The organism is Pseudomonas sp. ATCC PTA-122608 (assembly GCF_001952855.1).
Taxonomy (GTDB): Bacteria; Pseudomonadota; Gammaproteobacteria; order Pseudomonadales; family Pseudomonadaceae; genus Aquipseudomonas.
Genome location: NZ_LPNO01000002.1, coordinates 156,038 through 169,624, shown reverse-complemented (window position 1 = coordinate 169,624; position 13,587 = coordinate 156,038). Strand labels below are relative to the sequence as shown.

11 protein-coding genes are annotated in these 13,587 nt (G+C 60.8%); 6 read left to right on the top strand and 5 right to left on the bottom strand.

Annotation, left to right across the window (positions count from 1 at the left end; translation table 11 throughout):
• Nucleotides 1–5 precede the first annotated feature (5 nt).
• A complete protein-coding gene (locus tag AU074_RS03315) occupies nt 6–389 on the bottom strand; it encodes a response regulator (protein WP_076013482.1) in 384 nt (127 codons plus the stop codon).
• The gene (locus AU074_RS03310; protein ID WP_076013481.1) at nt 380–1,729 is read right to left on the bottom strand and encodes a HAMP domain-containing sensor histidine kinase; all 1,350 of its coding nucleotides are present in this window, start codon (nt 1,727–1,729) and stop codon (nt 380–382) included. The genes AU074_RS03315 and AU074_RS03310 overlap by 10 nt, the downstream gene beginning before the upstream one ends.
• Nucleotides 1,730–2,117: 388 nt before the next feature.
• Here AU074_RS03310 and AU074_RS03305 point away from each other — a divergent pair, with 388 nt between their 5' ends.
• The 5 genes from AU074_RS03305 to xylB are packed head-to-tail and all read left to right on the top strand — an operon-like array spanning nt 2,118 to nt 8,110.
• Entirely contained in the window at nt 2,118–3,650 is a 1,533-nt protein-coding gene (locus AU074_RS03305; RefSeq protein ID WP_076013480.1) for a sugar ABC transporter ATP-binding protein, read from the top strand.
• Between the two features lie 25 nt (nt 3,651–3,675).
• Complete coding sequence (locus AU074_RS03300) at nt 3,676–4,644, top strand: hypothetical protein (protein WP_003209708.1); 969 nt, start codon at nt 3,676–3,678, stop codon at nt 4,642–4,644.
• 33 nt (nt 4,645–4,677) lie between these two features.
• On the top strand, nt 4,678–5,619 hold the full coding sequence (locus AU074_RS03295; protein WP_076013479.1) for an ABC transporter substrate-binding protein: 942 nt from the start codon (nt 4,678–4,680) through the stop codon (nt 5,617–5,619).
• Nucleotides 5,620–5,640: 21 nt separating this feature from the next.
• Complete coding sequence (locus tag AU074_RS03290; protein ID WP_076013708.1) at nt 5,641–6,633, top strand: LacI family DNA-binding transcriptional regulator; 993 nt, start codon at nt 5,641–5,643, stop codon at nt 6,631–6,633.
• Nucleotide 6,634: 1 nt separating this feature from the next.
• Nucleotides 6,635–8,110 carry a xylulokinase gene (gene xylB / locus AU074_RS03285; RefSeq protein ID WP_076013478.1) on the top strand — a complete coding sequence of 492 codons (1,476 nt, stop codon included), beginning with the start codon at nt 6,635–6,637 and terminating at the stop codon, nt 8,108–8,110.
• 846 nt (nt 8,111–8,956) lie between these two features.
• On the opposite strand, the gene AU074_RS03275 is transcribed toward xylB, so the two are convergent.
• Nucleotides 8,957–9,811: an NmrA family NAD(P)-binding protein gene (locus AU074_RS03275; RefSeq protein ID WP_076013477.1), complete on the bottom strand. Its 855-nt coding sequence runs from the start codon at nt 9,809–9,811 to the stop codon at nt 8,957–8,959.
• A gap of 96 nt (nt 9,812–9,907) precedes the next feature.
• Nucleotides 9,908–10,351, bottom strand: a complete 444-nt coding sequence (locus AU074_RS03270; RefSeq protein ID WP_076013476.1) for an Lrp/AsnC family transcriptional regulator — start codon at nt 10,349–10,351, stop codon at nt 9,908–9,910.
• 130 nt (nt 10,352–10,481) lie between these two features.
• Between AU074_RS03270 and AU074_RS03265 the strand changes: the two genes are divergently transcribed.
• Complete coding sequence (locus tag AU074_RS03265; RefSeq protein WP_076013475.1) at nt 10,482–11,381, top strand: DMT family transporter; 900 nt, start codon at nt 10,482–10,484, stop codon at nt 11,379–11,381.
• Between the two features lie 19 nt (nt 11,382–11,400).
• On the opposite strand, the gene AU074_RS03260 is transcribed toward AU074_RS03265, so the two are convergent.
• Nucleotides 11,401–13,389, bottom strand: a complete 1,989-nt coding sequence (locus AU074_RS03260; protein ID WP_076013474.1) for a U32 family peptidase — start codon at nt 13,387–13,389, stop codon at nt 11,401–11,403.
• Between the last annotated feature and the right edge of the window lie 198 nt (nt 13,390–13,587).

Genomic DNA, 13,587 nt, shown 5'->3' with positions numbered 1-13,587 from the left:
AGGACTCAAGTCGGAGGAGTAATGTTCTTTTGCAGCAGCGTGTCGATCACCTGGTACAGCTCTTTGTAGCGCAGGGGCTTGATGATGTAGGCGTCGCAGCCGGCCAGCAGGGTTTTGTCGCGGTCTTCCTTCATGGCCATGGCTGTCAGGGCGATCACCGGGATGTGGGCGGTGTGTGGGTCCTGCTTGAGCAATGAAGTGGCCGCCAGGCCGTCCATGCCGGGCAACTGGATGTCCATCAGGATCAGCGCCGGTTGTTTTTCCCGGGCCAGGGTCAGGCCAGACTCGGCATCGGCCGCCCACAACACACTGTGGCCGGCGTTCACCAGCAGCAGGCGGGCGAGGCGCATGTTGGCCTCGTTGTCTTCGACGATCAGGATTACGGCCATACAGCCTCCGCATTCGCGGCGCGATGCAGCGGCAGCCACACCACAAAACACGCACCTGTGCCTTCGCGGCTGGCCACGGCGACGCTGCCGCCGTGCAGGTCGGTCAGTTGCTTGACCATTGCCAGGCCCAGGCCCGTGCCTTCGAATTTGCGCGCCAGGCTGCTGTCGATCTGGCTGAAGGCCTTGAACAGCTTGCTCATGTCGTCCCGGGCGATACCGATGCCGGTGTCGCTGACGCTCAATTCCAGGAACTGTTGGTGCTCGCTGGGTTGCAGGGCAAAACCATAGGTGGGCCAGTCGCCAGGAACCTGTCCGACGTGTGCACGACTCACCTCGCGCACCGACAGGGTCACAGAGCCGCCGTGCTCGCTGAACTTCACCGCATTGGCCAGCAGGTTGTAGATGATCTGCTTGGTCTTGCGCAGGTCGAGTTCCAGAGTGCCGAAATCGTCCTGGCTCTCGAGCTTCAACTGGATGCGTTGCAGCGCGGCCTTTTCCCGCACGATCAGCAGGCTGTTGGCCAACAACCCCGCCAACTCCACGGCTTCCAGCTCCAGGTCCATCATCCCGGCCTCGACCTTGGACAGGTCGAGGATGTCGTTGATCAGCGACAGCAAGTGCTGGCCGCTGGTAAAGATGTCGCCGATGTATTCGCGCTGGATATCACTCATGTCGCCCACCAGGCCATCCTTTAGCGCCTCGGAAAAACCGATCACCGCGTTGAGCGGCGTGCGCAACTCGTGGGACATGGTGGCGAGGAATTCGGACTTCATGTGGCTGGCGTGTTCCAGCTCCAGGTTCTTCTCTTCCAGGGCACGCTCAAAGCCTTTGCGTTCCGCCTCTTCCTGCTTGCGCGCGGTGTTGTCGGTGCCGATCAGCAGGTAACCGATGATCGCGTCGTTGCGGTTGCGCAGGGCGGTGACCGAGACCATCGCTGAGAGGCGACTGTTGTCCTTGCGGATATAGGTCAGCTCGTAGATGTCCTCGATGCCCCGGGAGGCCTTGAACACCAGGGCTTCAAAGCCGGGCGTGATTGGCGTGTCGAGCTCCAGGCTCAAGGCGGCGGCGCGGGTGATCAGCTCGGCGGGGTCGGAAATGTCGGCCGGTGTGACACGGTTCAGCACATCGGCGGCGGCATAGCCGAGCATGCGTTCAGCGCCAACGTTGAAGATCTGGATCACGCCTTTTTCGTCGGTGGCAATGCTGGAGAAGTAGGCGCTGTTGAAGATCGCGTCCTGCAGGGCGCCGGTCTTGAGCAGGGTTTTCTGGCGTTTGAATTCGACGATTTTCTCGGCCCGGGATTGCGGCTCGATGGGGCTGTCGACTGAAGATTTTTCCATCGTGAAGTGTTCCGTGAACTTGAGGCCAGACGCTGCGCAAACGCAGCGCCGCAGAGCATGCTCACAGAAGATCGCGCAGGCGCGATGAGGAGGAGATGATGTTTTTGGACGATAGCAGATAAACAGCAAACGACAGAGTTGTGGTGGCCAAAAGCGGTGTTGTTTTTTACATAAACACTCAAATGGATAGATCCAGATAAAAAAAGAGCGATTTTGTGTGCGCTAAACCGGTCCAGATCACCTGATGAACATTTATTCATTAGATGAAACGTTTAATCAAGCGATAAACGGCTAACGCAAGCGCTTGCGTAAGCAAATATATCTGATTAGAGTCGGCACCAATCGGCAAACGCCCGAACACAAAAATAATAAAACCAGGAGCTCAGTCATGAGCCTTGAACCCTTGCTTGAAATGCAGGGCATCAGCAAGACCTTCAACGGTCTGCGGGTGCTCAAGAACGTCAGCCTGAAGGTCTACCCCGGTGAAATCCACGCCTTGATGGGTGAGAACGGCGCCGGCAAATCGACCTTGATGAAGATCCTCTCCGGTGCCTACCAGGCCGATGACGGCGGCACCATCCGCATCGATGGTCAGCCCGTCGCCAGCTACAACCCAGCCTCCGCCAAAGCCCTCGGCATTGCCGTGATCTACCAGGAACTCAGCCTGTGTCCGAACCTCACGGTGGCCGAGAACATTTACCTGGGCCGTGAACTGCGCCGTGGCTGGACCATCGACCGCAAGGGCATGGAAGCCGGGGTTGCCGAGGTACTGGCAAGGCTCGGCGCGGAGTTCCTGCCCACCACCCGCGTCGCCAGCCTGTCCATTGCCGAGCGCCAACTGGTGGAAATCGCCCGGGCGCTGCATGCACATGCGAAAATCCTGGTGATGGACGAGCCCACCACGCCGCTGTCCTCCCGGGAAACCGACCGTCTGTTTGCGCTGATCAAGCAACTGCGCAGCCAGGGCCTGGCGATCATTTACATCAGCCACCGCATGGCGGAAATCTACGAACTGTCAGACCGGGTCTCGGTGCTGCGGGACGGCGAGTACGTCGGCGAACTGGCGCGGGACGTGCTGTCGGCCGAGGTGCTGGTGAAAATGATGGTGGGCCGCGACCTTTCCGGTTTCTACAAGAAGGAACATGCCGCCTACGACCCCGGCCAGGTGGTGATGCGCGTGCGTGACATGGCCGACGGCAAGCGCGTGCGCCATTGCAGCTTCGACCTGCACGCCGGTGAAGTGCTGGGCATTGCCGGCTTGGTAGGCGCAGGCCGTACCGAGCTGGCGCGGCTGATTTTTGCAGCCGACCCGCGTACCTCCGGCACTCTGGAGGTGGTCGGTAAAAGCGTGACCCAACTGCGTAACCCGGCGGACGCAATTCGCGCTGGTGTGGTGTACCTCACCGAAGACCGCAAGGCTCAGGGCCTGTTTCTCGACATGAGCGTGGCCGACAACATCAACGTCTGCGCCTGTGTGCCGGATGCGCATGCCGGTGGGGTGCTCGACCGTGGCCACGCCGCACAACGCTCACGCGATGCGATCAAGTCCCTGTCGATTCGCGTGGCGTCGGGCAAGGTCAATGTCGGGGCGTTGTCCGGCGGCAATCAGCAGAAGGTGCTGTTGGCACGGTTGCTGGAGGTCAAGCCTCATGTGCTGATCCTCGATGAACCGACTCGTGGCGTGGACATCGGCTCCAAATCCGAGATCTACCGCATCATCAACCAACTGGCCAAAGCTGGCGTGGGCATCGTGGTGATCTCCAGCGAGCTGCCGGAAATCATCGGTACCTGCGACCGCGTGCTGATCATGCGCGAAGGGCAACTGGTGGCCGAAGTCGGCGGGGCATCAGGGCTGGATATTTCCCAGGAGGCGATCATCGACCTCGCCACCGGCAGCGAGCAGGTGGCTGCCCATGGCTAATTCAACGACAAGCGGGAGCAACACCATGACTGTGGCAACGATCGGCAAGGCTGAGCGTATTCGCGAACTGATGCGCACGGTGGGCATGCTGCCGGTGCTGGTGCTGCTGTTGGTGGGCTTTGCCCTGGCCAGCGAAAACTTCATGACGGTGCAGAACCTGTCGATCATCACCCAGCAGGCGTCGGTCAACGTGGTGCTGGCGGCGGGGATGACCTTTGTGATTCTCACGGCGGGCATCGACTTGTCGGTGGGGGCGATTCTCGCGGCGTCTGCCGTGGTCGCACTGCAAGCCTCGATGTCGCCGCAATTCGGCATGTTCGGGATTGCTGCCGGGGTTGGCTTCGGCCTCTTACTGGGCCTGGTCAACGGTGGCCTGATCGCCTTCATGCGCCTGCCGCCGTTTATCGTCACCCTGGGTGCGCTGACGGCCATGCGCGGTTTGGCTCGCCTGTTGGCCGACGACAAGACCGTGTTCAACCCCGACCTGCCATTTGCGTTTATTGGCAACGATTCAGTGCTGGGCGTGCCCTGGCTGGTGATCATCGCGGTGGCCGTTATTGCGCTGTCGTGGTTCATCCTGCGGCGCACGGTGATGGGGGTGCAGATCTACTCCGTGGGCGGCAACCCGGAAGCGGCGCGGCTGTCGGGGATCAAGGTGTGGAAAGTGCTGCTGTTCGTCTATGCCATGTCCGGTGCGTTGGCCGGGCTGGGCGCGGTGATGAGCGCGTCACGCCTGTTCGCGGCCAATGGCCTGCAACTGGGGCAATCCTATGAACTGGATGCAATCGCGGCGGTGATTCTCGGCGGCACCAGTTTTACCGGCGGCGTCGGCACCATCGGCGGCACGCTGATTGGTGCGCTGATCATCGCAGTATTGACCAACGGCCTGGTGCTGCTGGGCGTGTCGGATATCTGGCAGTACATCATCAAGGGCATCGTGATCATTGGCGCAGTGGCGCTGGATCGCTATCGCCAGTCCGGTGCGCGGACCTGATTTCACTCAAACAACAATCACAAGAGAGTCATCATGAACTTCAAACGCATTTTTCCTGTTGTCGCCTCCCTGGGCGTTGCCGTGTTGATGTCCCAAGCCGTGGAAGCCCGTGAACTGAAGGCCATCGGCATCAGCATGGGCTCCCTGGGAAACCCGTATTTCGTGACGCTTGCCGACGGTGCCACAGCCCGGGCCAAGGAGCTGAACCCGGCGGTCAAGGTCACCTCGGTGTCGGCCGACTATGACCTGAGCAAGCAGTTCTCGCAGATCGATAACTTCATCTCGTCCAAGGTCGACCTGATCCTGATTAACGCCGTCGACCCGTCGGCCATGGCCTCCGCGATCAAGAAAGCCCGTGACGCCGGGATCGTGGTAGTAGCCGTGGACGTCGACGCCAAGGGCGTGAATGCCACGGTGCAGACCGATAACGTGGAAGCCGGCAAACTGGCCTGCCAGTTCATCGTCGACAAGCTTTCGGGCAAGGGCAACGTGATCATCCAGAATGGCCCGCAGGTCACGGCGGTGACCGATCGCGTCAAAGGCTGCAAAGCCGCGCTGGCCGGCGCGCCGGATATCAAGGTGCTGTCTGACGATCAGGACGGCAAAGGCTCCCGCGAAGGCGGCTTGAACGTGATGCAGGGCTACCTCACGCGCTTCCAGAAAATCGACGGCCTGTTCGCGATCAACGACCCGCAAGCCATCGGCAGCGACCTGGCCGCCAAGCAGCTGAAACGCAGCGGCATCATCATCACCTCCGTGGACGGTGCGCCGGATATCGAGAATGCCCTGAAGACCGACACTCTGATCCAGGCTTCCGCCAGCCAGGACCCATGGGCCATGGCCCAGACGGCCGTCAACGTCGGCAATGACATTCTCAATGACAAACAACCTGCCGAAGCGGTTACCCTGCTGGCGCCAAAACTGATCACCCGCGACAACGTCGGTTCCTACAGCGGTTGGTCCAGCAAACATTAAAAGAGCGCAGGAGTGAGCACCGTGGCAACCATGGAGGATGTGGCAAGAATTGCAGGGGTGTCGACGTCGACGGTTTCCCACGTCTTGAACGGCACTCGCAAGGTCAGCCCGGACACGGTGCAAGCGGTGCAGAGCGCGATCCGGCAGTTGGGCTACATCCCCAATACGCTGGCGCGCTCCCTGGCCCGGTCCACCACCAATACCATTGGCGTGGCGATCTCAGCGCTGTCCAACCATTACTTCAGTGAAACGGTGCACGCGATTGAAACCGAGTGCGCCAAACACGGTTACATGATGCTGTTTGTCGACACCCATGACGATCCCGAGCAGGAGTTGCGGGTGGTCACGACGCTGCACCATCGGCGGGTGGACGGCATTCTGCTGGCGCCGTCTACCGGTTCGCAGGCCCTGGAATACTTGCAGGCCAATGAAGTGCCGGCGGTACTGGTGGACCGGATGATGAGCGATCGCTTTGATCAGGTCGGGGTGGAAAATACCCTGTCTACCCAGGCCCTGGTGGCGCACTTGATCGAGCATGGCCACCGGCGTATCGGCTTTATTTCCGGGCGCGCGGGGTTGGGTACTTCCGATGAACGCGTCGCCGGTTACCAAGCTGCATTGCAAGCAGCAGGATTGCCGTTCGATCCGCAGTTGCTGGTCAATGGCGGCTCCAGCAGCGAGCCGGCGCGGCAAGCGACCGCGCAGTTATTGGCCCTGGCAACACCGCCCACGGCGATCATGGCGGGTAACAACCTGATGACCCTGGGTGCGATGCATGCTTTGCGCGATGCGCATATCGATGTGCCCGGGCAGATGGCTTTGGTGGGCTTCGATGATTTTGAGTGGGCGGACTTCTTCGTGCCGCGACTGACCCTGATCGCGCAGCCGGTCCAGGAGCTGGGCGCTCGTGCAGTCAACCTGCTGCTTGAGCGCATGGCGTCGCCCAAGCGTAAAACACACAGCGTGCGGCTTGCGCCCATCCTGAAAATTCGTAATTCATGCGGCTGCCCCTGATATGAACAACCCGGTTTCCCTTGGCATTGATCTTGGCACCTCGGAACTCAAGGCGATCTTGATGGACGAGCAAGGCAACGTGCTTGCCCATGCCGGTGCGCACTTGACGATATCGCGTTTGCACAGTGGCTGGTCGGAGCAGGATCCTGAGGATTGGTGGCAGGCGTGTCTCAGCGCGCTGGACCGGTTGCGCGTGGGTCAGCCGGAGGTTTATGACCGGGTGAGTTGCATTGGTTTGTCTGGGCAGATGCACGGGGCCGTGCTGTTGGGAGAGGACGATCGGGTGTTGTATCCGGCGATTCTCTGGGACGATTCGCGTGCCATGGCCCAGGCCGAGGCGCTGGGCAGCGAGTTTGCCGAGGTCACTGGCAGTTTGCCGATGGCTGGGCTTACCGCGCCGAAGCTGTTGTGGTTGCAGGAGCATGAGCCGGCGGTGTTTGGGGCGATTGATTGTGTGTTGTCGCCCAAGGATTACCTGCGCTTGCGGCTCAGTGGCGAGCGGGTGAGTGATGTGTCTGATGGTGCCGGGACGTTGTGGCTGGATGTGGCTAATCGGGAGTGGTTTGAGCCGATGCTGCGGGCGACGGGGTTGCGGTTGGCGCAGATGCCACGGCTGGTGGAAGGCGGGGCGGTTAGTGCTCGTTTGAATGCTGTTGCGGCGGTGCGCCTCGGCTTGGCTGAGGGCCTGGTGATTGCCGGCGGTGGCGGGGACAACCCGGTGGCTGCGGTGGGCATTGGGGCGGTGAATGCAGGTGATGCGTTTATCACGTTGGGTACGAGTGCGGCCATCGTGGCGATTACTGATCACTCGGCGGGGAATCCGTCGAGTGCGGTGCATAGTTTTTGTCATGCGTTGCCTGGGCGTTGGTACACCATGGGGGCGATGTTGGCCGGGGCCAGTTGTCTGCGGTGGGTGACCCGGCTGACGGGGTCGGTTGATGAGCAGGCGTTGCTGGATCGGGTGCAGGCCGAGTTGCCTACGGGGCAGGTTGTGGCGGTTTCCAATCCGTTGTTTTTGCCGTATTTGGCGGGGGAGCGTACGCCCCATAACGACCCGTTGTTGCGGGGTGGGTTTATGAACCTGGGGCATGATTGCACGCCGGCTATGTTGGGTTATGCGGTGATGGAAGGGGTTGGGTTCGGGCTGTTGGATGCGCTGAATGCGGTGCAGTCGGCCGGGGCCTCGGTGGGGGCTTGTGCGTTGGTGGGTGGTGGGGCGCGCAGTGAGTATTGGGCGCAGTTGTTGGCCAATATTCTTGGGCGGGAGATCTATACGTTGCATGGCAGTGAGTTGGGGGCGTGTATTGGTGCGGCGAAGTTGGGGTTTTTGGCGAGTGGGCAGGGTGGGGAGTTGTTGCAGGTGGGGATGCCGGTGAAGCAACGGTTTTTTCCGGATGGTGCTCAGGCAGGTGTGTTGCAGGCGCGTTATCGCAAGTTTCGGGGGTTGTTGGGGGCGGCTAAGGCTTTGCACGATTAGGGGAGTTTTGGGTGTATATCCGTTATTTGGGTAACGGCTGATATGGGTTCCGCTCTTACAGCGGCTCACTTTTGAAGAGCGCAAAAGTAAGCAAAACGCTCTTGCCCCACCACTCGGCTCCTCGCTTAGGCTCGGAGTTCCCTCACTCCGGCTTTGGAGCGTGGGCCGCCGCGATGGGCCATCCTTGGCCCATCGCGGCTAACCCGGCGTCCTGCCGGGTTACCCACGCTCCAAAGCCTGCGTTCGGCCAGCGTGGTTTAACGGGGCGCCTAAGGTCAAGATCAACAGCAGATCAAGGGCACAGCGGCCTACCGGCCGGCTTGAGTGTGGTGAAGCAACAGCAACAGCAAAATCAGAAGCTAAAGCGGGCACGGTCCAAATGTGGGAGCGGGCTTGCTGGCGAAGGTCGTTAACGATGACGCGGGCATCCTGATTCAACGCGGCGTTCTCAGGTTTTTCGCGAGCAAGCTCGCTCCTACAGGAAAGCAGCCCTGCTTTCGCTCTTAACACTCAAGCCGGCCGGTAGGCCGCTGTGCTCTTGCTTTTGATCTTGATCTGACTGCCCCATTCAGCCCGAGGCCGAACGCAGGTATTGCGGAGCGGGTAAACCGGCAGGACGCCGGTTTAGCCGCGCCGGGCCATGGATGGCCCGTCGCGGCGGCCCGCGGAGCAATGCCGGAGTGAGGGCACACCGAGCCTAAGCGAGGTGCCGACAGGCGGGGCAGAGCGTTTTGGTTACTTTTGCGCTTTTCAAAAGTGACCCGCTGTAAGAGCGGAACCCTAAGTGGCCGTTACCTAAATAACGGATATGTACCCAATCACTGAGCTGGCTTGCAGGCCATGGCATCAAGCTTTTGCAGCCAGTTCGCGCAGCACCTTGAGCAACGTGGTCTCACCCTTGACCACGTCCGCCTGCTCAAAACAGATCCAACCTTCGTTAAACCCATCAATCATGCGCATGCGCGGCATTGGATTCTGCGCGCCTTGCTCACGAAACATCGGCTCCCACGTATCACGAGGCACCACCTGCGCAGTCACACCGCGACCAAGCACTTCGGTCAAGGTGCGTGCGATGTCGTTCGGGCTGACCCACTGGCCTTCCAGCTCAACTACCCGACGCCCGCTCCAATGTTGCTGCAGCAGTTGCGCAGCGAGGCGGCCGACGTCGGCGGTGGCGATCATCGGTACGGTCTTATCCAGCGGTTGCAGGAAGCTGTAGATCACTCCGTGCTCACGAGCCGTGGCTACGTCGTAGGCGGCGTTTTCCATAAACCAGCCTGGGCGCAGGAAGGTCACCGGCACGCTCAACGCGCTCAGCGCCTGTTCCATCAAGGTGCGTTGGGTCAGCAGGTTCAGGTGTTCGGCCTGGGCGCCAATGGTCGACAGGCACACTACTTTTTGTGGGGCCGCCGCCTCGATGGCTTGGGCAACGGCGGCAATCACCTTGCGCGCCTCGGGGAAGCCGAGCTCCGGGTCGAAATCCGAAGGCGGCAGGATGAACACGCCGGTGGCGCCCTTGAACGCTGCGGTGAGGGCGGCGGCGTCGTCCATATTGGCGATGGCGACCTCGCATCCGAGGGCGGCCCATTCGGCGCCTTTGCTGGCATCGCGAATGACTGCCCGCACGGGTTGACGATCGTTGAGGAGAAAGCGCGCGAGGGCGCCGCCGACTTTGCCTGTGATTCCGGTGATGACATACATGGTGTTTACGCCTGTTGTTTCAATGGGTGGATCAAGCATAAACACCGCTCCGCGTTGACAGAATAGCGATCCCGTCACTGCATCAGTGACTCAAAATCATGAATCACTCAGTGGTGGCAACCGGCGTTTTACCGGGGTTTTCTTGACGATGGCGGTGTTGGTTTCGGCGTACGCGTTGAGCTTATCCAGCAGCGTGTCGAGTTGGTCCATGGTGCGCACATGCAGGCGTGCGATGAAGCAGTCATCGCCGGTCACCTTGTCGCATTCGGTGAACTCGGGGATCGCCTGGATCTGGCGCTCCACTTCCTGCAGTTTCCCGGGCAGCGGGCGAATGCGCACGATGGCTTGCAGCAAATAGCCGAAATGCTTGGGGTCGATGTCCACGGTGTAGCTTTTCAATACCCCACGCTCTTCCAGGCGCCGCAGCCGTTCGCCGACGCTGGGGGAGGAGAGGCCGGTGATGCCCGCCAAGGCCTTGAGGGACAGGCGCGAATCGTCCATCAGCGCGGCGATCAGTTGCTGGTCAATGCTGTCAATCATGCTCGCTCCGAAAGTAATGCCTGGGGTTTGCCTAATAAGAATAGGCAAAATTCAAGGTTCGCCTTATTTAGAATCTGGAGTCACTACAAGCCAGATTGCCATAATTGAGCCTCACTTGAGGAGCTCAATCATGGACAAATCCATACGTCGCGGTTCATGGGAAATGGTCGCCGCCATGCTCATCTCCGGCACCATCGGCTGGTTCGTGCTGGTGTCGGGTGTATCGGTGGTCGAAGTGGTGTTTTGGCGCTGCGTGATCGGCGCGCTGACGCTGCTGGTGGTGTGCGGGTTGCTGGGCTACCTGCGCATGGACTTGCTGAGCTACACCAAGCTCGGGCTGGCGATGCTCAGCGGCGTGGCGATTGTGGGCAATTGGTTGCTGCTGTTCGAGTCCTACGCCAAGGCTTCAATCTCCATCAGTACGGCAGTGTATAACGTCCAGCCGTTTATGCTGGTAATGCTGGCCGCGGTGTTCCTGGGGGAGAAGATCACCGTGCAAAAGCTTGCCTGGTTGAGCGTAGCTTTCGTTGGAATGCTGGCGATTGTCACCGCCCATGGCAGTCAGCAAAACACCGGGGACGATTACCTGGTGGGTGTGGCATTGGCCCTGGGCGCGGCGTTTTTGTATGCGATTGCGGCGCTGATCATCAAGCGCTTGAAGGAAGTGCCGCCGCATTTGATGGCGTTGATCCAGGTGACCACGGGAGCCTTGCTGCTGGCACCGCTGATGCAGTGGCACAGCCTGTCTGCCTCGATAGATGCTTGGGCGGCATTGCTGACCTTGGGCGTGGTGCATACCGGCTTGATGTATGTGTTGCTGTATGGCGCGATCCAGAAGTTGCCGACGGCAATCACCGGGGCGTTGTCATTTATCTACCCGATTGCGGCAATCTTTGTCGACTGGATTGCCTTTGGGCATCGCCTGGGCTGGATGCAATGGCTGGGCGTGGCGGCGATTTTGATTGCAGCGGCGGGGTTGCAGCGGGGTTGGTGGTGGCGCTCGAAAACAGCGGTGAGCGTCACGCCGTAGCATGACGCTCACCGGCGACTCAGTGTGCGCCGCGCGGGATGGTCTTGAGCAGGTCGTCCGGGCTGATATAACCCACCACGCTGCCCGGTTGCGGCAGGCCGAGGATGTGGCCCTTGATCTTGCCAATCACATGCATCTCGCAAGGCTTGCAGTCGAACTTCAGCGTCAGCACTTCATCGCCGTGGATCAGTTGCATCGGCGCGACTTTGGTCTTCACCCCCGTCACACCCTTGGCCTGTTTAGGGCACAGGTTGAACGAGAAACGCAGGCAGTGCTTGGTGATCATCACCGGCACTTCGCCGGTTTCTTCGTGGGCTTCATACGCCGCGTCGATCAGTTGCACGCCATGGCGGTGATAGAAGTCGCGGGCCTTCTGGTTGTAGACGTTGGCCAGGAACGACAGGTGCGATTCCGGGTACACCGGCGGCGGCGTGGTTTCCGCCTTGCGGCCGCCCCGAGGATGAGCCTGGATACGCGCCTCGGTCAGCGCCTCGATCACTTCACGGCGCAAGGCCTTGAGCTGCGAGTTCGGGATGAAGAACGCCTGCGGTGCATCCAGCTTGATCGCGGTGGCGTGGTACTGGGTGGTGCCCAGTTGACCCAGCAGGTCGCGCAGGGTTTCCAGGGCCTGTTCCGGCTTGTTGGCCACGCCAAACGGGCCGGGCAGGGCAGCGCTGGCGCTGATGCCTTCTTCGCTGGTGACGGTCAGCTCCAGGCGGTCTTCCTGCAGGCGAGCCGCCCACGACACGCCGATGCGGCGCTCGGCGGAAGTCTTGAGCAGCGCCTGCTGCCAGTTATGGTCCAGGTTACGGTTCAACGGATGGTTCGGCCGCAGTTGGTGCAAGCCGGCCGGCATCTCATTGGGCTCGACGCGGTAGCGGTAGCGCTTCTCGCCGTCTTCTTCGAACTCACCTTTAGCTTCTGCGATGTTGGCGCGGAAACCCACCACTTCACGCTTGATCAGCACATTGAGGCCGTCGCCATTGGACAGCGGCTCATGGGTGACCACTTGCAAGTCACGCTTGCCGGCTTTTTCCACCACACCCACCGGCAGGCCGGTAAAGGTCGGAGTGTCGAAGGCGCCGATGTCGACCTTGCGGTCGGTGACGAAGTAGTCGGTGCTGCCACGGTGGAAAGTCTTTTCCGGGTCCGGCAGGAAGAAATGCGCGGTGCGGCCGCTGGACGCGCGGGCCAGGTCCGGACGGTCTTCAAGAATCTCGTCGAGGCGCTGACGGTAATAGGCGGTGATGTTCTTCACATAGCCCATGTCCTTGTAGCGGCCTTCGATCTTGAACGAACGCACGCCGGCATCCACCAGGGCGCGCAGGTTCGCGCTCTGGTTGTTGTCTTTCATCGACAACAGGTGCTTTTCAAAGGCAACTACGCGGCCCTGGTCATCTTTCAGGGTGTAGGGCAGGCGGCAGGCCTGGGAGCAATCGCCGCGGTTGGCGCTGCGGCCATTCTGGGCGTGGGAGATGTTGCACTGGCCGGAGAAGGCCACGCACAACGCGCCGTGGATGAAGAACTCGATGGCGGCATCGGTCTCATCGGCAATCGCACGGATCTCTTGCAGGTTCAGCTCACGGGCCAACACCAGTTGCGAGAACCCGGCCTGGTCAAGGAATTTGGCCCGGCCCAGGGTGCGGATGTCGGTCTGGGTGCTGGCGTGCAGCTCGATGGGCGGAATATCCAGCTCCATCACCCCCAGGTCCTGGACGATCAGCGCGTCGACACCGGCATCGTAAAGCTCGTGGATCAGCTTGCGCGCCGGCTCCAGCTCATTGTCGTGCAGGATCGTGTTGATGGTGGTGAACACCCGCGCGTGGTAGCGCCGGGCGAACTCCACCAACTGCGCGATATCGCTCACGTCATTGCAGGCGTTATGGCGTGCGCCGAAACTCGGGCCGCCTATGTACACGGCATCGGCGCCATGCAAGATGGCCTCGCGGGCGATGGCGACATCGCGCGCAGGGCTGAGCAATTCCAGGTGATGCTTGGGCAAGGACATAGTTTTTTTAGTCAGGCTTGTCACGGAGGCGGGCATTGTAGCTGCGAAATGCGCTATCGACATCTACCATGCCGCTCGTGTGGGAGCCGGGCTTGCCCGCAATGCAGACACCGCGGTGTATCAGTGACACCGAGGCGATCCCATCGCAGCCTCGCTGGGGCTCGACAGCTCCCACATTTGATCACAGTGGGGTGATAT